We start from the raw sequence: 26312 nt of genomic DNA on the forward strand, positions 1-26312 counted from the left end.
GATTTTTGCTAGGAAACCATGCCAGAAGCCTTATGTTTCCTATGTTTTTCGTCTATTGTCTATTTGCAAACGTACCCCTCTGTTAGATACCGAGGGGTTTTACCTGCTGGCGTGGCTAACGCCACACCAGCAACGGCTAGTCCGTGCCGTCGCCTTTCGCTTCGCACGTCGCCGTCCCGTCCTGCCTTGCTTGTGCAAGAGTACCGATTGTCTGCAAAAAATCATGTTCTTTTGGGACTAAAGGCGTGTAAAATTCACTTATGACGCTTGTTCCCACATCACAATAGCCACGCCCCTTGATACGTTTCTGGAAAAACTGCTTTTTCACATCTGAACCAAAAAGCATACCGTAACCTAATTCGCTGATACGCCCAAGTCCCACACGGAAATTGAAGTTATCTCTGATACCGTCCGAGAAATACTTTGCGTCTGGACGCTGGCAGGCAACGATAAGAAAATATCCTGCCTGCCGTCCTAGCATGACGATTTTCTTTAACTGGCTAAGTAAGCTCACACTTTCCTTTGTCCCCAGCATTTCAAAAAACGCCACATATTCATCAAAGATAAGAAAACAGGGTGGCAGTCCCAGATAGGCGTAGTTTTTGCCCGTCTTATAGTTCGGGTGTCGCTTCATTTCCTCACTTCGCTGTACCATGCCCTCATAAAAGGCATTGACGCAGTCTATCATTTCTTCTTTGGTATGGTAGACGTTTGGCATGACCGTTCCTAAGTCTGCAAGGTCAGATAGCGATAGGTAACTCTTTGATGTTATCTCCAAGTTTTCCCCCGCTTCACACCGTACATGAAACTTTCGCTTCATACGGCGTTCCATCATATTCAAATAGATTCATAAGTTCTGGTTATTTTATTGCTTGGTATCCATAGTTCGCTCGTATTTTGTTCAGCTTTTTCTTTTGTTGACTGCTCAAGCCATAGTTCATCAACCACATTTTCGCCTGTTGTACTGATTCAGTCAGTATCGCTTTTGATATTGGTATTTCAACAAATACAAGATTTTGGTATTTATCTCTATCTGTTTCGGTAATATTCTTGTAGATACAAACCATATCAGTCGGGCTATGCCTTCGATTAGTGATATAGCAATTGCCTTGTTGGGCTATAAATACCGAAATTCGATTATCATTAAATTCAACACTCTTTGTGGTGTCTTTATACTCTAAAAGAATCCGTATCTCTCCTTTCGTTACCAATGCTATTTCCTCATGTATTTTGCTTCTTCCGTGTTCTGTAAAGTTGCATATATCCTGTGAGAAATTCAGCGGATTTTTGTGTTTTACTCCGTTGATTGGCAATAGAGGAGTATCGGCAATCATAATAATTTTTGTTTGTGGTCGTATTCCAGTTGTTTTCATCTGGAAATCTTGACTTGTAGTTTCAAAAGGTATTAGCTTTGCAATCTTTTTAAAACGAACTCTGGTGGTCGGTAAGAGAGCGTAACTTACTTCTGTTAAATTGTTGTATATATTCGTAGCCACACAATAATAATTCTGCATTCCCATAACCGCCAGATTATAACGTGCAATCTGGAAAGTAGTTGTGTGCCTGACTATATCCTTGACTTTTAACTTTAGATTTGTTTTTGCTTTCTTTAGTGCTTTTTGGTTCATATCTGTTTTGGCAACATATCCATGTTTTGTCTTCCCTTTTGGAATCACTTTAATTTTGAATCCCAGAAAATCAGATGAATTTTTCTTCAGATTTACTACCTTTGATTTTTCTGGACTGATTTCTAATTTCAGCCTTTTGTTTAGAAAATCTACGGTACTGTGATAGAATCGCTGTGCTTCTTCATAGGTCGAACACATAATTTTAAAATCGTCAGCATAACGCACAATAAAGCCACTTTTTAACCTCGTATGTTTCTTTGCATATTGAAACCAACCGTTTTTATTACGGTGGTTTGGCTGGAAAGTTTCCCATTGACTGCTTACCCACCAATCCAATTCATTAAGGACTATGAGCGAGAGCAGGGGACTTAACAGACCGCCTTGCGGAGTTCCTTTTTCTGGAACACCCTCGCCGTCAATTTCAGCTTTCAGCATTTTACTAATAATGCAAATCAGTCTTTTATCTCGAATGCCAAGTGTCCAAATCTGTTTTAACAATTTCCCGTGGTTGACATTATCAAAGAATCCTTTAATATCTACATCAACGCAGTAATGATACTTTGATATGTTTATCAAACTGGTTACTCTGCCAAGTGCATGGTGGGCACTTCGATTCGCACGGAATCCATAGGAATGATTATGGAACTTAGGTTCGCATATCGGTTCTAGGACTTGTAAGATACATTGTTGTACAAGTCTGTCCCAGATACAGGGGATTCCGAGAGGTCGCCTTTTATCGCTTCCAGATTTAGGAATAAAAACCCGTCTGACTGATTTTGGTTGGTAATTATCCAGGCTGCTTCGGACTTTCATAATAATATCTTCATCACACAAATGTTTAATATCATCAATCGTTAGCCCATCTGTACCAGCGGTTTTGCTTCCGCTGTTTGTTTTTAAATTTCGGTATGCCAAGCAGATATTTTGTTCTGAACCAACAATTTCCAGTAACTTATAAAAGTTATTACCATTTTTGCTCTGTGCGTATAACTCATCATAAATATGTTGCATATCATAATATTCGTTATAGCGGAGCTTGTCTTTCTTTAGCATGGTCTGTACCCTCCTTAATTACAGGAGCAAGTACATCTCTTAGTCTTACTCGAACCCATACCATTCTTAGTAATTCTATTCTTCAATGACTAGTGGCTATCCCTCCACCGTTTGTTATCACGGTTTCATAGGTACTGTGCCACTACTTTCACTGGCATAAACACACCTTATATTATTGCTAATCTCACAACAACCTTATGATGTGAACACTTCATAGACAGTAAAATCTCCATGTTGCCAGCTTTCAACGTTCCAAACACACTATCTGTACATATATATCCGTAGGTTTCTTCTCTAAGCCTGCTACTTTGATAATGCCTGTAACATTATATGGGTTTTCATAAAAACGAGTCTTACTCACCCACAGTAGCGACACTATTTGTGTCACTGGACATTTCTATCCAGTCCCGATATAGACCTGTACATTCAAAGATTCGTCAGTAGACCGCTCATCTACATACTAACCATAGATATTTTATAGACTTCCGGCATATAGGATACGACCCCCACCTCTGGGTATCTTTCGACAGCGCTATCTGTTACGGTATCTCTCTGCCGACTTCACCGAGCTTCTGACAGACCTATGTTTATTCATAATCCTGCCAGTCGGAGTATTAAAGTAGCCTTTCAGGGCGTTACCCCATCATTCGACTATTCGTGTGTTCAGTTCTCCAACACAATTTTAATTGATTGTGCAGTGTCTACTTTTTTCAAGTAGAAACGTCTCGCACCGTTCTTCGGGTCTAAGATGTAAAGGACAGCGTTTGTATGCAGTAAGGCTTCAATGAGCGTTAGCAAAAAATAGGTTTTACCACCACCAGTCCCACCAGCAATCAGAGCGTGAGGGAGTGCGTCATATTCCCAGACAAGATTTTTCATCAGTCTAAGACAGCCGTTCTCTGCACGTACTTCATCAATGGCAATGCGGTTCGCTATCATATCATAAAGCAAGGTATATTCGATATAGCCGTCATGTAAGGTCTTGTCGGTCAGCTCGCAATACAAGCCACTTTCCAATTTATCCTCTAACCGTAAAAGCTGGTCTTGATATTTTCCCAACGTGATTTCACAGCGGATATGAAGCAGTCCCTTTTCCATTTGATAATAAATCTTTGGAAACCAGACAATTTTTTCCCTTGATCTGCTTTGCAGGTCAGTAAAAAAACCGCTGTCTTGTACGGTATCGGCTTCATACCACTTATTTTCCAGTATCATTCTTGCCAGCTTTTGACGGTGCAGTAGCTTCTTGAAACTGTCGTAACAGAAGCGGTAATACCCAAAAGCGACCAATGCACAAACACCAGTCGCTATCAGTATGGTTATGAAGTTGTAAGGGGAAAGCGTCAAGCCGTTTTCTAACAAGCTGAAATGCTCCCAGTCGGTACGCATGAGCTGTTTGCTATTCAGTAGCAGGAGAACTGCCACGAACACAAACAGAAGCGTCTCTATGGAAAAATGATAAACAAGGTGCTTGTCGCTGGCTCTGATACGGTGTCCTTTGTTCCAAATCATACGCATAAATCAATCACTCCTTTCTGGGTATGAAAAAAACAGTCAATCCTAAGACTAACTGCTTTGTGTGTAGGGATATAAAATTGTAAAACTAAGATTGCATTTCAGATATGGATTTGAAACCCCTCATAGCTGAATATACCATTCCCTTGTTTCAATTTCCCTTCATTTGACAAGTTGTGAAAAGCTGTCTCTATCTTGTCAATTATAGTAACTGGAATAGATAAATGATGATGCCCTGGCAAAATTCGACTTATCTTTAAAGATTGAATTTTTCTAACAGACTTCCAAAATTCTTGTGGGTTTGTTGATGGATAAAAAGCATCAAGGCAACCGCTATATATCAAATCGCCGGAATACAGATATTTTCTATCCGCTTCATAGAAACAACAATGTCCGGGAGAATGACCGGGCGTGTGAATAACTACCAACTTTCTGTTCCCTAAGTCAATACAATCTTCATCATGTAAAATCATTTGCGGAACCCCTTGAAAAATCTGATATTTCTCTACCTTAAAATCCGAGGGGAAATCACATGGATTGCACATAATATTGTTTTTTACCACTTGCAAAGGTATAGGGAATTTGACCGATAGCCATTCTTTTTCTGCTTCATGAACTGCAATAGACCGAAAATATTTATGTCCACCGATATGATCCCAATGAACATGAGTAGTGATTACTGTAATGGGCAGTTTCGTCAATCCATCAATAACCTCTCTGATGTTGGAAACACCTAAACCTGTATCAATCAGAATGGCTCTTTTTGTCCCACACAATAGATAACAATGTGTTTCTTCCCAGTGTTTGTATTCGCTGATGACGAATGTATCTTGGTCTATTTGTTCGACGGTAAACCAACTGTCCATATACTATTCTCACTCCCTAAAAATTTTAATTTGTCGCTTTCTTCATACCCATATTATAACAGTTCCGTATATCCTCTACAACGAAAATCTATTCAGCAAGTCTATTTTTTCGGTTGTCCCTGCGGTGTATGGTTCTGTGTATTGCCTGCGTTCTGGTTGCTTTTATTCTTCAATACAATATCCTCTGCCTTTACATACCAGTCCACATCTGCACCCGTATAGGTTTTTCTTGATACCGTATCGGCTACGGGATTGACAAGCTCCACAACTGCATTGTACGGAAATTCCCTTAACGGCACTTCTGGCGATACGGACACGGGGATAATTCCACCATGCAGACTGCACTTCAAATCATAAATACGCTTTTTAAGCTGGGTACTCGGTGTCCCGTCCTCATTCTGCAAGAACACATCACGCACCGCTGTAAACTTTAATTCTCCAAATGTTTTCTCTCTGTCAATAACAAACCCGTTTGATAATCTCATAAATTCTTCACTCCTTTACTTTTCTTCAACTGCTACAATATCATCAGCAACTAGCACATAATCGGTATGTCCCATATCCCCGATTGCGTAACCTCTGCCGTATAACTTCGGATTGACAAGTTTTACTTTCTGCTCATACTTGAAATGCTTTTCGCCAGCCTGCACGGGAATTTCTACCACAACATTTTCCCCTCTCTGCACATCTGAATAAAGGTTGTAGCTTCTTCTTGCGAAAAATCTGCGGTTATCTTTATCTCTGTCAAAAACATGGTCGCTTTCGCCTGCAAATTCAAGAGTTCCAAAAGACTGTGCCATATCTGGCACGACATATTTCATTTCCATATTGTTTTACCTCGTTTCTTTCTATTTTTGATAAGTTTGTTGATTGTGATTTCTTATTCTGGCGGTTTGGGAAGTACCAGCAAGCCCCCAGATAGTAAAGGGTAAAATAAATGCTTACGCACCCTTGACTATCCGTGTTCTTGCAGGTTGTTGGCAGACAAGCCAGAATAAGCGGAAGTCTGCCATTTGACAGCTTCGGCGGAGAACGTGATTTTTCTTTCCTCATACCGTTACCGCCTTATGATTTCTTCATTTTACGGCGTTTGTAAAGATATGTTCCAGCCAGTCCACCAGCAGATGTAAGCAACATCACAAGAAACGCCATGACATTTGTGGTGTCGCCCGTTTTGGGACTGTCGTTCGGTCTGCTAGGCTTTTCTGGTGTCTGTGGTGTTTCGGGTTTCTCTGGTTCTTCTGGTTCTTCTGGCTTTTCCTTAAAGGTAATCGTCTGTCCCTCGTCCTCAATGTCCTTATGCTCCGTAACTTTCTTCGGCTCGTCTGGATTGCTGAAATCGTACAATTCTTCAAAAGTTACAAGCTGTTTGCCGTCAAAAGAAGTAGCGTCAAAGGTAAAGGCAACTTCCGCTTTCATAGTTTCGCTGTCAGCGGTAAAGGTGTAATCACTTTCCACACGTTTCCCATTGATAAGAAGTTCTGCATTTTCTTCTTTCAACATCTGCCAGCCTACAAGTTTGTACTGTGTACCGACTTCCAAGCCCTCTAAGGTTACGGTATCAATGATTGTAACGTCTTTTCCAGCTTCAATCTCTTTGTTGCCGTCTTTGTCGGTAGCAGTCGTATGTATCTTGATGATACGTTCTGTAATCAATACAGTTTGTCCGTCGTCCTCAATGTCTTTGTGTTCCGCAACTTTCACGGGTTCGTCTGGATTGCTTAAATCGTATAATTCCTCGAATGTTACCAGATTTTTACCGCCAAGCTCGGACGCATTGAATGTATAAGAAATTTCCACTTTCATTTCTTCATCATCAGCGATAAAAGTATAGTCATTTTCCACACGTTTTCCGTCAATGATAAGCTCTGCATTTTCTTCCTTTAACATCTGCCAGCCTTTGAGCTGATATTTTGTACCTTTTGTAAGCCCGTCTAATTTGACAGTATCGACGATTGTTACCTCTTTTCCTGCAAGGATAGTCTTTTCGCTGTCTTTGCTGGTCGCTGTGGTATGGATAGAGATTTCTTTTTCGTATTCATCAGTCAAAGTCCCTAAATCAATCACAAGGTTATTTCTTGATACCACGATTTCAAAAGGTGGGATAAGTTCAAAGCCTTTGTTACTATCGCAACGCATTTCTTCAATGATGTAAGTATCATAAGGCAATGCACCTTTGCTGTCGTCTGCTTCAGAAGTTCCAAACCACACACCGTCCTCGCTGGTCTTGCCTGCGTTAGTATTGTGCTTATGAGAAGTCCATTCAGCAGAAGTGGAGAATTGCCCGTTATCATCAGTAACTACAACATGACTTTCTCCCGTCGTCTTGCTTGTGATCCTAAAGGGAACATCAGCAAGACGCTTGTGTGTGCCTGCACCGATTTTCACTCCCTCAATATCCCCACGCTTAATCTGATTGTAGATAGAGTGGGCTTCGTCGGTTAAGTCCACGATTTTTCCATTCTCTGTGATTGCAAAGTCAATCGGTTTTGCACCGTCAGTTAAGTAACCGTCGGGAGCTTCACTTTCAACGATACGGAATTTTCCATAAGGTAAAAGGTCAGCAGAAGTAGAAGCGACACCCTCAAGGTCTGTATGGATTGTTTTTACCACTTCATTTTTCTTGTAGAACTTGCCCTCAACCAATACCGCATTATCATTTAGGGAAATAATGTCAAAGGCAGTATCTTTCAAAGTGGCACTTCCTTGTGGTTTGGTATCGCCCGTTTCTAAATCTCGTTTCTGAATTTTCACACCGCCACGGATAACCTTGTCTGATACGGAAAACTGGTTACTTCCAGATAGTACGGCAAGGTCGCCGTCCTCGGTAATCTGTGTTACATATAAGCCCTTAATCTGTTCGGACTTATCGCCAGCCTGCATATATGCTCCCTCTAACAAGTAGCCGTTTGGAGCTTTTGTTTCTTCTACGGTTAGCGTCCCAAGTGGAAGAACCGCTTTGCTGTCCTGCATATAGAAGCTGTCGCCAGATACCTTGTATGCGTCCGCTAATTTTGTAATGTAGTGGGCTGTCCCGTCGCTGTCTGTTTCAGCGATTGTCTTTGTAACCCATGTACGAGTAGCTTCGGCAGGAAGATTGTCTTTATTATAGAAGCCAGCATAATACTTCCATGTAAATTCCGCGCCTGCTAGAGAAGCGTTCCCTTGCGGATTGTTTTTCTGTGTTTCCATGTCAATCTTGAAAAGTTCAATCAAAGTGTCCGTTACTTTTGGCGTATCAGATACTTTCAAAGTCGCTGTCTTTCCAGCTTCAACCTTTAAGGAATATACAGTTTTATCTACCTTATATCCTGCTGGTGCGGATAATTCCTTGATATAGATTGTGCCTGCTTTTACCTCTACAACATCTGTATTTCCGTTTTTATCAGTCGTAAGGGTGGCAAGCTGTTTTGTGCAGTCCTTATCAGCAAAGACACCGTATGTTGCACCAGCAATAGAGTAATTTTCGTTACCGTCTGTAATGCCGGTATTACTGGAAGTCTTTTGAAGTGTAGCATTTCCGACATTCAACTTCGCCCAGAATTGCCCTAATTCCTGCCCCTCGCCAGAGTAGATATAACCGCCACATTCATAGCGTCCTTTATTCTCTTTGACAAAGGCTTTCGCACCAGAGAAAACTTCGTCCTGCGTTGCCTTTGGAATTTCATCATAAGAAGCTCGCACGTTATCACATTGCCAGCCAAGATGTACGCTCAATCTCTGCCAGACAACAAGCTGTCTTAAAAGGTAGGCGTGATTGTTGCTTATTCCGCTGTGGCTGTCTGTGTACTGTTTTACATATTCGATAGATAAGGCAACGTCGCTTATCTGGTCGGCACTCATACGGGTGCTTACGTCAGCTCTGGTTTTGTAGCCGTTTCTAAAATCTGTGTTAATGTCGATACAGTAAGCGTCCTCGCCCTCAACGGTCAAATGCCCCTCGTTAAAAGTAGAACCAATCGAACCGTCATTCATTACTTTTTCAACGATACCGACACGCTCCTTTGACTCCGTCCAGTATTGCTTGCTTTCTGCATGGACGGGTGTCGTCGGTAAAGCAGTAACGACAGTTGCAAGAGCTAAGAAGCCCGTACACAATCGTTTTAACATCTTTTTCATAAATCTAATGCTCCTTTCATTTTGGGTAATAAAATAGCCGTCCAATAAGAACGGCTGAAAATAGAAAAGGAACGTCATTTTAGGCGTTCCATAGTCTATAAAATATTCAATTTTTTTCTTGTTTCAATACTGATGTGCTGTACCATATCTTTGCATATCTAGGAAAACTGGCGTATCAAGGCTCATTCAATGGTAGTAAATAAGTAGTAAATTGATGTATTTGTTCCCTTGAAAATGCTGATAGATACTGTGTTTTAGCGGATAATCAGATTTTTATTGTGTTTTTATATGGAAACATATCTATTTTTTGGTCTGATTGGAGAAAAAGTGGATGGCCGGAAAATTGCGGTAGGGTTTAGGCTGTGGATTAGATGTTAGCTTTTCCGGATTTGGTTCATTGTAAATCAGTCGATACAGCGGATGTTTGATAGTTTTTTCCTTGCCACTGGTACCGGTGTATTGATATACATGGACTGGCAGACCAGCAATAGATTCAGAAAGAATCCCATAGGTCATCACTTCCTTTTAAAAATGGGTATAAGAAAAGCACCTCTGAAGAGATGCTTTCTTAAAAATTTCTTTTTTATTCTGAAATCAACCAATCAATCAAGTTGATGGGTTTAATACCATCATAGGAAGAATCCATTCCGGTATTTAAGGATAGAATTATTTTTTCGTAGTTATCGCTGATTTTCTGGAGTGGTGGTAATTCTCGCTTGCGAACATCTTTGCTGGTCATGGTCTCTGTGACCTGAACATAAAGTTTGTCATCTACTTTTGTTGCGATAAAATCCACTTCGGAATTATCCACTTTACCAATAGAGACATCATAGCCTCTACGTAGCAGTTCAAAGTAAACAACATTTTCTATTGCATGTCCGCTATCACGATCCCTGAATCCAAGCAGATAGTTTCTAAGTCCGATATCAACAATATAATACTTTCCAAGAGTACGTAAGAATTCCTTTCCTTTAATATTAAATCTCTTGATGTCATAGAAGAAGTATGCTTCCAGTAGCGCATTCACATAGGCCTGAACAGTGTGAGCGCTTGGAGTTCATAGTGTTCGCCGGTTTTATCAAATGCTTGCCTGCGTGTGCCACCTAACGCACTTTTGGTTTCTCTTATTTCAAAATCATGGAATGTTATAATCTTATTCAAGTTTATGCACTGAAATGCAGAAACTATTAAAATTTGACAATTTTTGCATTTTACAAGAAGAGAATGCCTCTATCATCGTAGACAGAAGCACCGGTATTATTTCCACAGCGGATAGCACGGTCGAGCTTATGATGGGGAGATTATTTGATGAATTATGTGCTAATATTCTGCAATTCTACTGCTGGTCGATTGATTTATGCACACTCTCATTATAATATGTGTGCAGGAGGTGGATATATGTATCAGATTAGTAATGAAAAATTTGGTTTATTTGTAACCGAATTAAGAAAGGAAAAGAATTTAACTCAAAAGGATTTGGCTGAAAAATTATATGTATCAGATAAAACAGTTAGCAAATGGGAACGTGGAGTTTCCCAAACAAAAGGATATTAAGAAATAACCTGTGTTTTCCTGCTTGCGAATAAAAGAATAGTGTGATTAAGTTAGAAATACTGCATAAATGTGCTGGTATCTCTTTTTCGTTGCCTTGAAACAGCAGACTATTTCATTTCTGCTTGATTACTCTAAACTTATCAGGCTGTGGTTTGTCAAGGGCTTGTTGCGTAAGCAATGCTTTGGCACCCTTTACAAATTATGGACGGTAAAGTAGCTTTTCAAAAGCAGAAAAAAGTAGTCTTAAGATTTTGAAATATTGTAGCGGGTAGTGGAAAATGGTATAATGTGAATACAGAGAAACATATAAATTTGTATTTAACAATCAATAAATTGAGAGGGCTTAATCTTATGACTAAACAAAAGAAGGTAATTTGGATAATATTGGGAATAATTATTTTTGTGTTTAGTGTTTTTCTAGGGCTTGGATATTTAGGTCAAATAACAGGTGGAAATAGTTTAATACAAAGAACAGAAATGAACGATAAATATGTTCCGGAAGAAATAACAAAATATTATCCAATAGAAGATTTAAACTCAAAAGAAAGTTTACTTTCTGATAAAAATTATGCAAACTCAATACAGGATGCTCTGTTAAGTGCCTCTATTGAGTTTGAACAAGGCGAAGAATATAAAACACATATTGATAAGATTATAAAGGAGTTTGAAAACGAAAACTATAAAAGTGTTTTGTATATATCAGAAAAAAACGATATAGAGTCAAGTTTGACATTTTCAAAATTCAAAATTAAGGAAGTAGATGGTAAAAAGAGATATGCTCATATTACAAGTGTACATGAGGTTATAAAGAAAGACCGCCCGTATGACAAAGATACGATGTCGTTACTAAAATCACAGTTAGCATTAAGTGATAGATTGCAAGACTTAAATATCAGTCCAGACAATAGTCGCTTTTTATATGGATTTGTACATGATGAAGATATTTACAATACAAAAATAGAAAATAAAAAACCCGATGAAATTATTTATTTTGAACTTTGTGAAAAGCCTTTCTATTTTTGGTATTATGAAAATTTTCAAAGTGATAAATCTGGAAAATCTTTAAGTATAGAAATTGAAAGATAATAATAGAACAATTCCAGGTTGTAGAGGTGATTAGAATGAAGAAACTATATTGCATGAACTGTGGTACTGAAATAAAAGGAGGAATACCTAACGAATGTTCTTGTGGAGCTGAATTTGATTTAGCAGATACAAAAAACATAAAAAGAATAATTACAAGCATTATATTCTTTGTAATATTAATGTCTCCACTGCTTATTCTTATTCACTTTGGCAGACAATATTTACAAGCGTCAATTATTTTATATGCTTTGCTCCTGATTCTAGGTATTTTTTGGTGTCGTATCGTACAAACTATTTTAGTTCGTCTTGGGTTAGTAACTATGACGAACATTGAAATTAAATAACAACAATAACATCTTCACAACTCTACTGAGCAGGAAATCTGAAAAGGTCTCCTGCTTTTTTATACCAAAAAGATTAAAAATCCTATTATCCGCATAAACGCAGGAACTTTAAGCAATATGAATGAAAATACAAAAGAAATTTACCACTAATTTACTACGATTGAAAGAACCTTGATACGACAAAGAAAATAGCATAAAGAAAAGCAAAATGGCATTTCATACAAAATATGAGATGTTTTTTTGTTGCTGTAACACAGCACAATTTGTTCTTTTTTCTGCTTGACTATCTTTCATTTTTTAGAGCATGAATTGTCAAGAGCTTGTTGCGTAAGCAATGCTTGCACTCTTGATAAGGCATGGGATAAAAAATATTTTGACAGATAGCAGAAAAGTAATGACATGTGAGTTCTATAAATGATATAATAAATTATCAGATAAAAAATCAATCGGTTAACAATTTGCAAAGAAATTTCTAGGAGAAAAGAGTATGGGGAGAATAATTATGGTTTTATATATGGAAGCTTTATTGTTATCTGTTCTTACAATATGGTTTTTATATCACATAATAAAAAAGAAAAAAATCTTTCGTTGGGAAAATGCTCCATTGGACATGAGAGATTTTGTAAAGAGAAATGAAAAAAGGATGAATATGATTTCAAATGGTATTATAGGTATCATTTTGATTCCTGCGTTTTTGCGGGTAGTTCTTCCTGCTGTACAGGATTTTCCAAACATAAATTCTGGCAATTATCTTGAAGTAGAGGGAACAGTAACATCTTGGAATTATAGTGATGAAGATAAAAACAAAACAAGAGCTATTGGAATTATGGATAATAAAACTAAAAAAGAAATATTTGTAACTGTTTATAGTAAAGGAATACAAAAGGGGGAATATCTGAGAGTTAGATATTTACCTAATAGTAGATATGGAGAGATTAAGGAGAATAAGTGATGAAAATAATAGGATTATTTTTTATGACATTAGTATTTGGAATAATATCTATGATAACAAGCAAAAAGTATAAATTGCAAGGGGATTTAAAAGAATTATGCTTTCCACCTGTATTTTCTAAAATTTTATATGGGTGTTTCATTATTTCTATGATATGTTCAGTGGTTATTATATATTTATGGCAAGATACTGGTATTACTATTTTGTTTTTGGTTATGGGGATTATTAGTGCTTTTACTGCATGGGCAATCAGTAAATATAAAATAATTATAGAAGAACAGGAATTGATTGTTATTTACCCTATGAAGAAAAGAAAGATTTCAATTACAAAAATAGAATATATTGAAATCAGTACAAGCGGTAGTATAAAAATCATAGTGCAGAACGAGAAAAAAATAAATTTAGATGCAATGCTAATAGGGACTGAGTCTTTTATAGAATACATGAAGAAAAATGGAGTACCTATACAAGAAAATAAAGGAAATGATTAAACAGACGGAGTGATCCAGACACGGTGGCAGGAAAATCTCTCAGATTTTTCTGCCATGTCTTGCAAGTGGCTGGTTCACTTCGTCTGTGAGCGAGCCTGTGGCGAGCGAAGATTAAGCCCCCGTTATCTAACAGGGGGGTACTATTACAAAAGACAAGAGCAAAAACAAATACAAAACTGCTGATATGCAACGATTTATAAGGTTATAAGAACTTATTTCACTTCACACCCTATTTTTTCTACCCGACAGGTCTAAAACAGCATATCAATAGAAAATAAATATAAGATACAAGGTGTATGCTCCTATGAGTATATGCCTTTTTTGATTGGAGGAATAAAGCATGAATGATATAAAATTTATTGAAACATTAAAGCAAAAGAGAAATGCCTGTGATTACTCGCAATCACGACTGGCACAGGAACTACAAATCAGCAGGCAGAACTTAAATGAAATTGAAAACGGAAAAACAAAAGCCAGTAAAGAAATGAAACATATACTTTTGCATTATCTTGATTATTGTAATTGTACTCAGCCTTTCACTTTAACGATTGACTACCTGCGTGTTCGTTTTCCCACCACAGACGCATTGGAAATTATAAAAAATGTACTGGCAATGAAGAGCGAATATTTTATCCATGAAGATTACGGAATGTATGGCTATGAAGAACAGTATGTCTATGGGGATATTAGTGTAAATGCTTCTAAAGATAGTTCTATGGGTGTTTTATTGGAATTAAGAGGTATGGGGTGTCGGAACTTGGAATATGTTTTACAGGCAAGAGGGATAGACTGGTATTACTTTTTAAGATGTTGTATAGATTATCAAGGTGTTTTTAAACGCATAGATTTAGCGGTCAATGATATGGGCGGACTGCTGGATATAGAAATTCTAAGGGAACGCTATTATGCCAACAAGGTATGGAAACGTTCAAGAACCCATGAAGCAGTAGACAGCGGGAAATTATCGGGTACACATGGAGATACTGCAAAAACCTTTTATATCGGTTCAAAGAATAGTTCCATCTACTTTTGCCTGTATGAAAAAGAAAAGGAACAAAAAAGCAAAGGTATAAAAACAAACATTAAGAACCGCTTTGAAATTCGTTTAAAAAATGGAAAAGCAGAACAAACGATAGAACAACTTGTTTTTACAAGAAATCCCGAACAGACCATAGCAAGCCTTATCCTCACACAGATAGATTTTCCCGATTATATTTTATGGGATATATTTTTAGATAATGTAACGACCTCACTTCCGTTTATTATGACGCCTGTTGCTGTCAATATGGAGAAAACAAAACGCTGGTTAGAAAGACAGGTCATGCCCTCTTTATTGATGATAAAAGAGATTGAAAAGAAAACAGGAGCAAATTATCTGGAAGAAATCGACAGACATACAAGACTAACAGAAAAGCAGGAATTAAAAATTAAACAAATGACAACAGACATAGCAGATATGATTGAGAAAGATACCGCTGTTCCACAAGGGAATGACGGTATTTTTTAATTTCTTCAAAAAATCTGCAACAAAACGGTTACTTGCGTACAGATATGGTGCAAGGAAAGGAAATCTGACTTTTTTTGAAAACAGGTCATTAAATCGGTGGTTGCTGTCCCTATATGATGTGAAAGAAGAAACGATTTTCAATTTCAACTTAACAATCCGTAGTTTCCATTCCCTATATGGAGCAAAGAAAATCTTTCATTCCATAGTTGGTAGTAATAGTGTTGCATGGGTAGTTAGGGTGTGAAAAGAAAATCAGATTTTTTCATCACCAACTTAGCAGAATGACACTTTCTTTCCCTATATGGTGCAGGAAAAGAGAAAAGTTTTGAAGATTGGTTACGCTTCTGCTCTTTTCCAACGCGGTATATAGGAAAGACGATTTTCTTCTTTCATGTTCTTTGACAACTGAATAAAGCAGTTCAATACGTTTGACAGACAGCGAGCCGTTGAAACAGATACGCCATGACCTTTCCCCTGCAAAAGCGAGCGACAACTTATTTGTGTTCCTGTAAAAGATTTGTTCTCTTTTATCGCCATGACCTGTCCTGTCTGATAATGATACTCCCGTACAGCCACAGCTTGAGCGTTCAGAGCGTCGCACGCAATGGGTACGGCTACATAAGAACTATGCAGAGGTGGAACTCCTGTGGGCTATGACAAAAGCCGTTGAATTGCTTAGAAAAGATTTTTACAGAAAGGGGGTATGTGTTATTGCTGATATTGTAAAAACAAGGCAGGAAAAGACAAATAATAAGCGTGGCATTGACAACAGAGGAAAAACAAAGATTGTTATAAAAGAGCATTTTTCCGAAAAGGGAAAGACAATGGGAGAACTTCTGACAGATGTTATGCTGGAAAAAGCAAAGCAGACAATCGCATAAAATCGGTGCAGTTGTAAGAAATAGATTGAATGACAAAAAGTACCCGTGTTATACTTTACTTGCAAGCAGGTATTGTAAACACGGGTTAGTTATAAAGGAGGATAACTGACAATGAAACAACAGATTTACAATACTGCACTTTATCTTAGGTTAAGCCGAGATGATGAATTACAGGGCGAAAGTTCCAGCATTACCACACAAAGAAGTATGTTGCGTCTATATGCAAAAGAACATCATTTGAATGTGATTGATGAATATATTGATGACGGCTGGTCGGGAACAAATTTTGAAAGACCGAGTTTCCAGAGAATGATTGAAGATATAGAGGCAGGAAAAATCAACTGTGTTGTAACGAAAGACCTTTCCCGACTTGGCAGAAATTATATTATGACAGGACAATATACAGAATTGTATTTTCCCAGCCATAATGTCCGTTACATAGCGATTGACGACGGTGTAGACAGCGAAAAAGGCGAAAGTGAGATTGCACCATTTAAGAATATCATCAATGAATGGGTGGCAAGAGATACAAGCCGTAAAGTGAAATCTGCATTTAAGACAAAATTTGCAGAGGGTGCGTATTATGGGGCTTATGCTCCGTTAGGATATAAGAAACACCCCGACATCAAAGGAAAACTGCTGGTTGATGAGGAAACAAAATGGATTGTTGAAAAAATCTTCTCCCTAGCCTATCAAGGTTACGGTAGTGCCAAAATCACAAAGGTACTGCGAGAAGAAAAAGTTCCGACAGCGTCTTGGCTGAATTTCACAAGGTACGGTACTTTTGCACACATCTTTGAGGGAAAGCCCGAAAGCAAGCGTTATGAGTGGACGATTGCTCATGTCAAGGCAATCTTAAAAAGTGAAGTCTATATCGGAAACAGCGTTCATAATCGACAATCAACAGTTTCATTCAAGAGCAAGAAAAAAGTGCGTAAGCCCGAAAGTGAATGGTTTCGAGTAGAAAATACCCATGAACCGATTATTGACAAGGAAGTGTTCTATCGTGTGCAGGAACAGATAAAATCAAGGCGTAGACAGACAAAGGAAAAAGCAACGCCGATATTTGCAGGGCTTGTCAAGTGTGCGGATTGTGGCTGGTCTATGCGGTTTGCGACAAATAGGGCAAATAAAACGCCATACAGTTATTATGCTTGCAGTTACTACGGGCAGTTTGGCAAAGGTACTTGTTCTATGCACTATATCCGTTATGATGTGTTGTATCAAGCCGTATTGGAACGATTGCAGTATTGGGCTAAGGCAGTACAGCAGGACGAAGAAAAGGTGTTGAATAAGATACAAAAGGCTGGCAATGCAGAGCGAATACGGGAAAAGAAGAAAAAGGCAAGTGCCTTGAAGAAAGCCGAGAACCGACAAAATGAGATTGACCGCTTGTTTGCGAAAATGTACGAAGATAGAGCCTGTGAGAAGATAACGGAACGAAACTTCATCATGCTGTCGGGGAAATATCAGAAAGAACAGATAGAACTGGAACAGCAGATAACCAACCTAAGAGAAGAATTAAGTAAAATGGAACAGGATATGATAGGTGCTGAAAGGTGGATTGAGTTAATCAAGGAGTATTCCGTACCAAAGGAACTGACAGCACCGTTATTAAATGCAATGATAGAAAAAATCCTTATTCACGAAGCAACAACGAATGAGGAGAACGAAAGAATACAGGAAATAGAGATATATTACCGATTTATTGGAAAAGTAGACTGATAAAGAGGGTTCATATCTTTAACTAAGGGAAACTGGAATGTCGGTTCCTGACTCTGATATGCTGATTTCCATATCAGAGGTTCTAGAAACCCCTGTTAGTATTTTACTTGGAGAAACTGTTGTTGAAACTAAGATCAGTGATTTAGAAGTAATTTCAGAAAAATTGGAGATTATAAATTTACAACTCGCACAAAAGAAGATTGCAAGACGAAAAATTATTCAAGGATTACTTATTATATTGTGTGCAGTTATCGTAATAATTTCAGCGGTCTTAATTGAATTAAACAGCCCCTATCTAAATTGGAATTATAATGACCCGGAAACAGCTGTTTTGGGAGTTGGTTTTCATACATTTGAATGGTTGTTTTTCAGGTTAGCGCCGATAGTCTTTGGTGGAGCAGTTGCTGGAATTTTCCTGACACGGAAGAAGGCGTAAAACTCCGTTTAAAGGAGAAGTCAAGAAGTATAACAAAACGCATGTATTAAGACATACTTTTTATAAAAATATGGAGATAAAGGAGAACAGGGAATGAAATTAAAGAATATTTTGATTGTTGTAAAAGATATTGAAAAGTCAAAACGCTTTTATCATGATTTGTTTGGGCTTGATATGGTACTTGACAATGACGGTAACATGATTCTGACGGAAGGTCTTGTGTTACAGGATGAAAAAATATGGAAAAAATTTCTTGGAAAAGATATTATCCCGAAAAACAATTCTTGTGAGTTATATTTTGAGGAACAAAATATGGAAGCGTTTATTGAAAAACTGGAAACATTATATCCTTCGATTCAATATGTTAATCATCTCATGGTGCACAGCTGGGGACAGAAAGTAATTCGTTTTTATGATTTGGATGGCAATTTGATTGAGGTTGGAACGCCGATGTAGCGCGTTCTGTACCGTCAGTCTGGGGAATATGCTACAATTAGACTCACACAGAAGGCTTAAATATATAAAGGAAGAGAGGGAATCGTATTATGTTTTCATATGAGGAGATACAAAAATACAACGAAACAGATATTTGTATTTATAAGTATATTGTTTCCAATATTGATAAGGTTCAATATATGACTATTCGGGAACTGGCAAAAGCAATACATATCTCTACTTCAACGATATTACGTTTTTGTAATAAAAATAATTTTGAGGGATACTCTGATTTTAAAGAAGCCTTGAAAAAGGAAATTGTCTTACAAAATACATATCCTCCAATGGAAGAATTGCAGGAACTTTCTGATTTTTTTGCCAGAGCAAATTCGAGTGCGTTTGAAAAGAAATTGTTGTTTGCAGTCGATGCTATTCGAAATGCAGATTTGACAATTTTTGTGGGTATGGGATCATCCGGCACACTCGCAAAATATGGAGCAAGATATTTTGCAAATATGGGACATTTTGCAGTAGGATTAGAAGATACGCTTTATCCGATTACAACATTTCAATGGAAAAATACAGTTGTAATTGCTCTTTCTGAAAGTGGCGAAACAGATCGGTTGATTGAAGCTATTCACCAGTTCAAGCAAAAGCAATGCACGATATTAAGTATTACGAATTCGTCTGCATCAACGTTGGCAAAAATGTCTGATTGGAATTTTTCGTATCATTTGAGCACCAAACGTATCAATGGGGGATATAACGGAACTACACAGATTCCGGTTATTTTCATCGTTGAAGCTTTGGCAAAGAGAATATAAGAAACAGGCTGTTACTTGCTTTGTAACAGCTTTTTTTCTATTCTGAAGTCAGGAGGTGATACGATTGACTGAATTAGAAAAATGTATGGCAGGGGAGTGCTATAATTGTCATGACAAAATTTTTCTGGATTTTAAAAGTCGTGCAACAAAATTATTGAAAAAATATAATGCACTTGAATATGAACAGAAAGAAGAAAAAGAAAATATTTTAAAGGAGCTATTTGGAGAAATCGGTACAAAGGTATCAGTTGCATTACCGTTTCTCTGCGATTATGGGCGGAATATTCATGTGGGAAATAATGTATCTGTCAATATGAACTGTACTTTTGTAGACTGCAATAAAATTACCATTGGTGATAATGTGCTGATTGCATCAAATGTGCAGCTTTATACAGCAACACATCCTGTCGAGTTGGCAGAAAGATATGTTGCAAACTTAGAAACAGAACAATTAATCCGGTGTACCTATGCATTACCTATAAAAATTGGGAATGGTTGCTGGCTAGGTGGTGGCGTTATTGTTCTTCCGGGGGTAACGATAGGCGATGGCTCTGTTATAGGTGCTGGAAGTGTTGTTACAAAGGATATACCGGAAAATTCGCTGGCAGTAGGTAATCCGTGCAGGGTAATTCGTAAGATTAACGGAGAAAGTATATAATGTTTAAGATCGTTGCTTTTGATATGGATGGAACAATAGCAGACACAATTCCAATGTGTATACAAGCGTTTCAAAACAGTATATCGCCGTATGTAGACCATGAACTTGGCGAAAAGGAAATTATGAAAACATTCGGTCTTAATGAAATAGGTATGGTCAAATCTGTTGTTACCCAAGATTGGGAATCTGCAATAAAGGACTTTTACGACCAATACGAGCAGCTGCATGATAAAGTTACAGAAATGTTTCCGGATATGTTAAGACTATTAATGTTTTTGAAAAAGCAAAAAATTGTAGTAGCGTTGATTACAGGGAAGGGTGAAAAATGTTGTGCAATTACGTTGAGAAAATTAGGAATATCAAACATATTTGATGAAATACTATGCGGTTCAGAAAGAGCTGCGAATAAAAAGGAAAATATGGAATATCTTCTGTGCAAATATTCTATATCTAAAGATGAATTTTGTTACATAGGTGACACTGTTGAAGATATAAAGGTTTGCAGAGAACTAGGAGTGATGTGTATTTCTGCGGCATGGAAGAGACATGCAAGTACAATTAGCTTAGAAAAAGAGAATCCTGATTACGTTTTTCGTTATGTTCAGGAGTTATATGAGTATTTTCAATTAGAAAAAGTTCCTCAATTGAAATCGCCCCCAATTTGTGGTAAGATTGAGAGGATTTAAAAGGTATTTTTTGGAGGTTGAAAAGATGGAAAGTTATAAGAAAGAATTTATAGATTTTCTGACAATGCTTTTCCATAAGTTGATGTAACTTCTTAAACCCTTGTATTTACTGATGTTTTGCAAGATTTTGAAAATAGTAAAGTGATGTAATATATCATAAAATGGTGTAGTTTGATACAAAAATGGTGTACTAAATGGTGTAGTAAATCGGAAAGAATTATTAAATTGAATGATAAAAAAATGTGAGACTATTGTTTGTAGAAATGCAAAAGTATGTATTTGGGTAAATATGTTAATTTTTATTGCTGCGATTACTGAAAAGTGATATACTTAATTCATAAATTCAATGTTTGAAATTTTAAAGATAGGAGGATATTGAAATGAAAAAATTTGCTTTAGGGATAATTTTATCTACTATTGGATTTATATATTCATTTGCCTGCTTTGTATATACTATTTTAAATCCATGTATTGTAAATGGTCAAAGTGGTTTAATCGTATCTTTTAGGGAAAATGATGTACTACTTCCCTTTTTAATTTCTATACTTATCCTTATTATAGGAGTATTGATTTGTGGATATGAAGCATATAGGAAAAAATAAAAGGTTGGGACTGCTTTTCCCAACCTTTATTTATATATTATTAAATTTTTTTGTCAATGCTATATTCTGCATAACGTAAAGGATTTTTAAATGAACCGCTGATTGAAGGACCTCTTCCCATATCTGTGATATAGTAGCCTTTATATGTACCTTTGTCAGCATAGAACTTTACTCTATACTCTCGACTATTATATGCACTATTTTCTGGTGGTCCTGAGAAAGATTTAGTTTTAGTATATGTTTTGGTAATAGTACCATTCAATTTTAAAGCGTTTTTTGCTTCTTTATGTGTTACAGATGCCGCAAGTGATTGAGTCCAAGTTTCGCTTAATGTGACTTTAGAACCTTTGGCAACAGATATAACAAAACTATCTTTATCCACATAATTCGATTGAGTTGTATTTTTTTGTGTGATTTCAACGCCCATAACTAATCGAGGTTGAATCGTTGGTTCTGCTTCAACATAATTTGAAATTATAATTCTTGTATTAGGATTTTCACGTACAATTTCGGAAATATCTTCTTCTGGCATATTATATGCATTAGACTCAATAATAACTTCTGTATTGTTTTCCTTAGAATAGTATGTTCGTTCATAAGGTTGTGCTGATTCAGAAGCATATACTTGTACTGGAAGAATTGTTGCTACTAATAAACAAGATAACATACCCATTAATTTTTTCTTAATCTTCATAGAAACGCTCCTTTCTGAATGTAATACAAATTTTAACAAAGAATTCTTAATATTTTACACATATACCATGGGAATCAATCCTCCTTGCTTTTAGATTTTTGGTTGTTATATCGTGTTTTTTACCAATAATCAATTATATTTGGGCGATTTTGATAAGAATATTATTATATGATGAAGTTAGTTGTACAATTATAGTGAGGTCAAGGATCAAGGCGAAGCCGATACGCCGTAGGGCAGTCCTTGACGGAACGGACACAGCCAACAGCACCATGATACAGCAGAGGACTTGAAAGGTCAGAAACCTTGCAAGTCCTCTTGTCTGTTACTGGGGGTTATGCTTTAAGTAAAGTGCTTCTTTTACCAGTTCTTTTTCAAATGCCTTTATGTGACCGCTCTGTATTCCATTGTCGATATAAAAGCAATCGTCAGCTTGTGAGTAGGACAGCGTGGAAACTTTCGGTTCATAAGTCTTTGTATCAATTCCATAATAATAGACGGTGGCAGTTGAAAGTTCCACGCTGATACTGTCAAAATCTCTTGTGAAAACGCTGTGCTTGTCTGCATGGAAAAAATCAGACGGACATTCGTAGAACTCGGAACTATCTTCTCTTAAAAATAATGGCAGTATGTGTACTTCATTTCCGCTTCGGTTGACAAGGACATAAAAGCGTGGAATGAGGGCGGAATACTGTGTTTTCATTGCGATATACATATCATCTAAATCATCAAGAAGATACTCGGAGCAGGAGTTGTTGTAAAAGACATATTGCAGAGCAGTATCATCTTTTTGAGCATTTTCCATAGGTACATTTTCCCCGTAAAGCCAACGCAAATCTACATCTAAAGAGTCGGCAATCAGTTCTAGTTTATCGGCTTTCGGATTGTACTGTCCCGAAAGATAGGAACTGAACGCTCCTTTGCTGATACCAGTATCTTTGACTATATCTACTTGTTTTTTATTTTTTGCTTTCATGGCAAATTTAATCCGTTCTGCGATTGTATTCATCTGAAAACCCTCTCTTTCCATATCCTGTTATAACTTTTCATATCTTATCGTCTAAGGACACTATACCACAAGTTCAGAAAAAAGAAAATAAAAAGTTTATAAAAAACTAAACTTCCTATTGCAAAACAAATATGTCTGTGCTAATATACAATTAAGTTCAGAAATAACTGAACCACAAACGACGTCGTAATAAGAAATTGAAAATATGAGAAACTGACCTATCGGTTCAACGGGGAGAAAGGAACGTGTATGCAGATTACATTGACAAAAGAACAGGTAAAAGAAGCATTTGGAGAACTTCGTTTCATGGGTGCGGATAACTGTTACCGCTATGATAAAGACAGTAAGAAGAAAACAGAGGAAGTGGAAGCCTTAAAACTTCATCTTGGAAGCATGAAGCTTGGGAACAGCGTGGATATTCGCTTGGAAGCAACGGAACTTCCGAAGATTGAGCCTTATGCGGTGGTGGAACTGGAAGAACCAGTATATGCCCCTTATGTGCAGAGAGGAAACTTTCCTGTATTAGTGGAGAAGATTACCTGTAAGGGTATCCGCCCTGTTGCAAACAAAAATATGTAGGCGGTCAAAGTTCCTGTCCTCGTTCTGACGTACCAAACGGCAGGTTGAGGGCAGGGCAATGGCAACGCCATTGCAGATAGGAGGTATGGTAAATTTGGAAGAAAGAAGCGGAAGTTTTCTTCCAGAACTCCCCTACACTAACAGGGGAGTAATACGACAGAAAGAAGAATTAAGTGCTTTGATAGACTGGTGTCAGATAACCATTAAGGAAGTTCCGTTAGAAGCAGTTATAGAAGATGTGCTGAGAATACCTTTGGAACTTATGACGGTAACAGGCTATGAAAAAGGGATTGCAGGGCATGAGGTTGTGGCAATCTTCGATAATATCAAGGTGCTAAAGCCGACAGGAAATGCACAGTATCAAGGCTTTCAGATTTTGATGAGTGGGAAAGGCTGTCGCAACTATGAGAATTTTTTACAACTCAATGAGGAAACATGGTTTGATTTCTTAAACAGAGTTTGTCAGTATCATATCAATGTTCCTCGGATTGATTTGGCGATAGATGATAGAAAACCGTATTTGAGTATTCCCGATTTGATTGTACGGACAAAAGAGGGATTGCTTTCCACAAAACTAAGGGAGATAGATTTTCACGACTCGGGAGAACTGAAAGAAGAAGTGTTTCAGAGTAAAGGTGGTAGTCTTTATCTCGGCAGTTCAGCCAGCAATTTGAGATTGGTATTTTATGAAAAAGGATATGAACAGAATAAAAAATATGGAACAGAATTAGACGAAAATTGGAATAGATATGAGTTGAGATTTCGGCAGGAAATGGCAGTTAGCGTAGTACAGGAATTATTGAGATATAGAGATGTGGCAGGACTGGCAATGGAAGTATTGAACAGCAAAATACGATTTTTAGAAAAGCCGACAGATAGCATGACAACACGAAAAAGACTTTATCCAACCTATCAAGCGTGGGCGGAACTGATGAAAGATATAGGCAAGGTAAAACTTACCATGCAACCACAGAAGAAAAGTCTGCAAAAGGTATGGGAGTGGTTGGAAAAGTATGTTGCCCCGTCTTTGAAACTGTTTGCAGAGGTTGGGAAGATAGAGAAAAGAGATTATATCGGTAATCTTGTAAAAAATGGAGAAATGAATATCACACAGAAACAGTTGTATGATGATTACATAAAAGCAAGAAGATTAGAGGAAAGGGGGTAATCGTATCGAGAAAGCATTATTAAACGTAAAGGAACTTTCAGAATATCTAGGGATTGGTGATACGAAAGCAAGGGAGCTTTTACATAATCCATATAATAATTTTACGGTTAGGATTGGAAATCGTCTGTATGCTCACAAAGCAAGATTAGATAAATGGCTGAATAATCAAGTTGTAGAGTAAGAAAAGGACTATTTGACAGTTTTTCGTACATTTTTAAGGAAGTTCCTCGATTGAAATAACAGGAAATATATGATAAAATTGAGAAGATTTAATAGTTCTTTTCCCGATTTTGCTAGGAAAGGAGGCAGTGATGGGTAAATCACTTAACGGGAAAGAATTAGGGAATGGTATATCTCAAAGAAAAGACGGATTATATCAAGCCCGATTTATCAATCGTTTCGGTAAAAGACAGACAATTTATGCAAAAACTTTAAATGAGGTAAGACATAAGTTGCGAACCGAACAGTATAATGATGAAAAAGCAATCAATGTTGTTGATAAGAATATGACATTAGATGAATGGTTCGATATATGGCTAAGCACTTGCAAGAAAAATTGCAGAAGTTCTACAAAGGGTTCTTATATTACCCACTATAAGCGTATTCAAGAAGAATTAGGGTGGCGAAAATTAACGTCGTTGAACCTAATTGTTATGCAAGAAGCGTTTAATAAATTGAAAACAGATAATGCAAGGAAAAATTCTAAAAAGATACTGGTAGATATGCTGAATAGGGCAGTTGATACAGATTTGCTTGTAAAGAATGTCGCAAAACAGATAATACTGTGATTGCCAAAGAAGAGAAAAAAGAAAGGCGTGTTCTGACAATAAGGGAAACAGAGCTTTTCTTGGAACAGGCAAAAGGAACATTTTATGAAAATTTGTTTATTTTAGCATTAGAAACAGGATTGCGAGTGGGAGAGTTATCAGCTTTACAATGGGAAGATATAGATTTTAAGAAAAAAGTTATCCATGTAAAGCATACATTGTGTTATTTCAGTAAAAATGGAAAATATGTATTTGAAATGCACGACACCAAAACAAATAACGGAAAAAGAACCATTCCATTGACTGCAAAAGCAATCAATAGTCTAAAATGTCAAAAACTGCAAAAACAGGAAATCATTCTAAAAGGCAAAACTGCAAAGGAAGAATTTCAAAATCTTGTTTTTGTTACAAAGAATAATCAGCCGACACAACAGTTTTTAATCAATCAATGTATGCAGTTGGTTATTCAGAACATGAACAAAGCAGGTATAGATTTTTCCCCCTTTACATTGCACACACTTCGGCATACTTTTGCTACAAGAGCAATCGAATGTGGAATGAACCCAAAAACATTGCAGAAACTTTTGGGGCATGGCACATTACAAATGACAATGGACTTGTACTGTCATGTAACAGAAGATACGCTATTCTTGGAAATGGAAAAGTTCGAGAAAAGGTGTAGTTGAGTGTGAAATGGTGTAAAAATGGTGTAGTAGGGGATAAAAATAGAAAATGA

30 protein-coding genes and 3 pseudogenes are annotated in these 26312 nt (G+C 37.2%); 20 read left to right on the top strand and 13 right to left on the bottom strand.

Annotated elements, in window-relative coordinates:
- Positions 1–136 precede the first annotated feature (136 nt).
- The 10 genes and pseudogenes from BQ5364_RS00525 to BQ5364_RS00565 all read right to left on the bottom strand — a co-directional run.
- A pseudogene (locus BQ5364_RS00525) lies at positions 137–745 on the bottom strand (ATP-binding protein); the annotation flags it as partial.
- Positions 746–860: 115 nt separating this feature from the next.
- Positions 861–2681 (bottom strand): group II intron reverse transcriptase/maturase, encoded by a 1821-nt coding sequence (ltrA, locus tag BQ5364_RS00530; protein WP_071143431.1) that lies wholly within the window; start codon positions 2679–2681, stop codon positions 861–863.
- 732 nt (positions 2682–3413) lie between these two features.
- Positions 3414–4199, bottom strand: a pseudogene (locus BQ5364_RS00535) (ATP-binding protein); the annotation flags it as partial.
- A gap of 98 nt (positions 4200–4297) precedes the next feature.
- Positions 4298–5062, bottom strand: a complete 765-nt coding sequence (locus tag BQ5364_RS00540) for an MBL fold metallo-hydrolase (RefSeq protein ID WP_071143432.1) — start codon at positions 5060–5062, stop codon at positions 4298–4300.
- Between the two features lie 101 nt (positions 5063–5163).
- A complete protein-coding gene (locus BQ5364_RS00545; protein WP_071143433.1) occupies positions 5164–5547 on the bottom strand; it encodes a YdcP family protein in 384 nt (127 codons plus the stop codon).
- A 15-nt stretch (positions 5548–5562) separates the two neighbouring features.
- Positions 5563–5889, bottom strand: coding sequence for a YdcP family protein (locus BQ5364_RS00550; protein ID WP_032684675.1), 327 nt, complete (start codon positions 5887–5889; stop codon positions 5563–5565).
- Complete coding sequence (locus tag BQ5364_RS17215; protein ID WP_083382593.1) at positions 5837–6115, bottom strand: hypothetical protein; 279 nt, start codon at positions 6113–6115, stop codon at positions 5837–5839. Before BQ5364_RS17215 ends, BQ5364_RS00550 begins: the two co-directional genes overlap by 53 nt.
- A gap of 12 nt (positions 6116–6127) precedes the next feature.
- Positions 6128–9181: an SrtB-anchored collagen-binding adhesin gene (locus BQ5364_RS00555; RefSeq protein WP_071143434.1), complete on the bottom strand. Its 3054-nt coding sequence runs from the start codon at positions 9179–9181 to the stop codon at positions 6128–6130.
- 300 nt (positions 9182–9481) lie between these two features.
- Entirely contained in the window at positions 9482–9697 is a 216-nt protein-coding gene (locus BQ5364_RS18405; protein ID WP_071143435.1) for a hypothetical protein, read from the bottom strand.
- A gap of 67 nt (positions 9698–9764) precedes the next feature.
- A complete protein-coding gene (locus tag BQ5364_RS00565; protein WP_071143436.1) occupies positions 9765–10208 on the bottom strand; it encodes an ATP-binding protein in 444 nt (147 codons plus the stop codon).
- Between the two features lie 148 nt (positions 10209–10356).
- On the opposite strand from BQ5364_RS00565, the gene BQ5364_RS17610 reads away from it, so the two are divergent.
- The 7 genes and pseudogenes from BQ5364_RS17610 (at position 10357) to BQ5364_RS00595 (ending at position 15115) form a co-directional block, all read left to right on the top strand.
- On the top strand, positions 10357–10557 hold the full coding sequence (locus tag BQ5364_RS17610; RefSeq protein WP_136017779.1) for a hypothetical protein: 201 nt from the start codon (positions 10357–10359) through the stop codon (positions 10555–10557).
- 1 nt (position 10558) lies between these two features.
- A pseudogene (locus tag BQ5364_RS00570) lies at positions 10559–10717 on the top strand (helix-turn-helix domain-containing protein); the annotation flags it as partial.
- Positions 10718–11086: 369 nt separating this feature from the next.
- Complete coding sequence (locus BQ5364_RS00575) at positions 11087–11821, top strand: hypothetical protein (RefSeq protein WP_042741426.1); 735 nt, start codon at positions 11087–11089, stop codon at positions 11819–11821.
- 35 nt (positions 11822–11856) lie between these two features.
- On the top strand, positions 11857–12165 hold the full coding sequence (locus tag BQ5364_RS00580) for a hypothetical protein (RefSeq protein WP_004614026.1): 309 nt from the start codon (positions 11857–11859) through the stop codon (positions 12163–12165).
- Positions 12166–12652: 487 nt separating this feature from the next.
- The gene (locus BQ5364_RS00585) at positions 12653–13117 is read left to right on the top strand and encodes a hypothetical protein (RefSeq protein WP_004614025.1); all 465 of its coding nucleotides are present in this window, start codon (positions 12653–12655) and stop codon (positions 13115–13117) included.
- Positions 13117–13608, top strand: a complete 492-nt coding sequence (locus BQ5364_RS00590; protein WP_004614024.1) for a hypothetical protein — start codon at positions 13117–13119, stop codon at positions 13606–13608. Before BQ5364_RS00585 ends, BQ5364_RS00590 begins: the two co-directional genes overlap by 1 nt.
- A 340-nt stretch (positions 13609–13948) precedes the next feature.
- Positions 13949–15115: an XRE family transcriptional regulator gene (locus tag BQ5364_RS00595; protein ID WP_071143438.1), complete on the top strand. Its 1167-nt coding sequence runs from the start codon at positions 13949–13951 to the stop codon at positions 15113–15115.
- A gap of 336 nt (positions 15116–15451) precedes the next feature.
- On the opposite strand, the gene BQ5364_RS00600 is transcribed toward BQ5364_RS00595, so the two are convergent.
- Positions 15452–15691: a hypothetical protein gene (locus BQ5364_RS00600; protein ID WP_071143439.1), complete on the bottom strand. Its 240-nt coding sequence runs from the start codon at positions 15689–15691 to the stop codon at positions 15452–15454.
- A gap of 77 nt (positions 15692–15768) precedes the next feature.
- Here BQ5364_RS00600 and BQ5364_RS00605 point away from each other — a divergent pair, with 77 nt between their 5' ends.
- The 8 genes from BQ5364_RS00605 to BQ5364_RS00640 all read left to right on the top strand — a co-directional run bounded on the left by BQ5364_RS00605 (position 15769) and on the right by BQ5364_RS00640 (position 21362).
- On the top strand, positions 15769–15996 hold the full coding sequence (locus BQ5364_RS00605) for a tRNA wybutosine-synthesizing protein 3-like protein (protein ID WP_071143440.1): 228 nt from the start codon (positions 15769–15771) through the stop codon (positions 15994–15996).
- A 111-nt stretch (positions 15997–16107) separates the two neighbouring features.
- Positions 16108–17721: a recombinase family protein gene (locus tag BQ5364_RS00610; RefSeq protein WP_071143441.1), complete on the top strand. Its 1614-nt coding sequence runs from the start codon at positions 16108–16110 to the stop codon at positions 17719–17721.
- 58 nt (positions 17722–17779) lie between these two features.
- Positions 17780–18157, top strand: coding sequence for a hypothetical protein (locus tag BQ5364_RS00615; protein WP_331462994.1), 378 nt, complete (start codon positions 17780–17782; stop codon positions 18155–18157).
- A gap of 93 nt (positions 18158–18250) precedes the next feature.
- Positions 18251–18613, top strand: coding sequence for a VOC family protein (locus BQ5364_RS00620; protein ID WP_071143442.1), 363 nt, complete (start codon positions 18251–18253; stop codon positions 18611–18613).
- 89 nt (positions 18614–18702) lie between these two features.
- A complete protein-coding gene (locus BQ5364_RS00625) occupies positions 18703–19416 on the top strand; it encodes a MurR/RpiR family transcriptional regulator (RefSeq protein WP_004613674.1) in 714 nt (237 codons plus the stop codon).
- A 64-nt stretch (positions 19417–19480) separates the two neighbouring features.
- Positions 19481–20074, top strand: a complete 594-nt coding sequence (locus BQ5364_RS00630) for a sugar O-acetyltransferase (RefSeq protein WP_117787815.1) — start codon at positions 19481–19483, stop codon at positions 20072–20074.
- The gene (locus BQ5364_RS00635) at positions 20074–20760 is read left to right on the top strand and encodes an HAD family hydrolase (protein WP_004613676.1); all 687 of its coding nucleotides are present in this window, start codon (positions 20074–20076) and stop codon (positions 20758–20760) included. Before BQ5364_RS00630 ends, BQ5364_RS00635 begins: the two co-directional genes overlap by 1 nt.
- 380 nt (positions 20761–21140) lie before the next feature.
- Positions 21141–21362 (top strand): hypothetical protein, encoded by a 222-nt coding sequence (locus BQ5364_RS00640; RefSeq protein ID WP_004613677.1) that lies wholly within the window; start codon positions 21141–21143, stop codon positions 21360–21362.
- 40 nt (positions 21363–21402) lie between these two features.
- Here the strand turns inward: BQ5364_RS00640 and BQ5364_RS00645 are convergent, their stop codons facing one another.
- Both BQ5364_RS00645 and BQ5364_RS00650 read right to left on the bottom strand, forming a co-directional pair.
- Complete coding sequence (locus BQ5364_RS00645) at positions 21403–22056, bottom strand: hypothetical protein (protein ID WP_071143443.1); 654 nt, start codon at positions 22054–22056, stop codon at positions 21403–21405.
- A gap of 322 nt (positions 22057–22378) precedes the next feature.
- Positions 22379–23062, bottom strand: a complete 684-nt coding sequence (locus BQ5364_RS00650; RefSeq protein ID WP_044987674.1) for a helix-turn-helix domain-containing protein — start codon at positions 23060–23062, stop codon at positions 22379–22381.
- Between the two features lie 249 nt (positions 23063–23311).
- Here BQ5364_RS00650 and BQ5364_RS00655 point away from each other — a divergent pair, with 249 nt between their 5' ends.
- The 5 genes from BQ5364_RS00655 to BQ5364_RS18965 all read left to right on the top strand — a co-directional run bounded on the left by BQ5364_RS00655 (position 23312) and on the right by BQ5364_RS18965 (position 26262).
- On the top strand, positions 23312–23641 hold the full coding sequence (locus BQ5364_RS00655; RefSeq protein ID WP_005335695.1) for a hypothetical protein: 330 nt from the start codon (positions 23312–23314) through the stop codon (positions 23639–23641).
- Between the two features lie 58 nt (positions 23642–23699).
- A complete protein-coding gene (locus BQ5364_RS00660; RefSeq protein WP_207646101.1) occupies positions 23700–24809 on the top strand; it encodes a replication initiation factor domain-containing protein in 1110 nt (369 codons plus the stop codon).
- Between the two features lie 4 nt (positions 24810–24813).
- Positions 24814–24990, top strand: a complete 177-nt coding sequence (locus BQ5364_RS18780) for a helix-turn-helix domain-containing protein (protein WP_083382600.1) — start codon at positions 24814–24816, stop codon at positions 24988–24990.
- A gap of 130 nt (positions 24991–25120) precedes the next feature.
- The gene (locus BQ5364_RS18960; protein WP_235837104.1) at positions 25121–25597 is read left to right on the top strand and encodes an integrase DNA-binding domain-containing protein; all 477 of its coding nucleotides are present in this window, start codon (positions 25121–25123) and stop codon (positions 25595–25597) included.
- Positions 25594–26262, top strand: coding sequence for a tyrosine-type recombinase/integrase (locus BQ5364_RS18965; RefSeq protein ID WP_235837105.1), 669 nt, complete (start codon positions 25594–25596; stop codon positions 26260–26262). The genes BQ5364_RS18960 and BQ5364_RS18965 overlap by 4 nt, the downstream gene beginning before the upstream one ends.
- Positions 26263–26312 lie beyond the last annotated feature (50 nt).

This window comes from Coprococcus phoceensis (assembly GCF_900104635.1).
In the GTDB taxonomy this organism is placed as follows: Bacteria; Bacillota; Clostridia; order Lachnospirales; family Lachnospiraceae; genus Faecalimonas; species Faecalimonas phoceensis.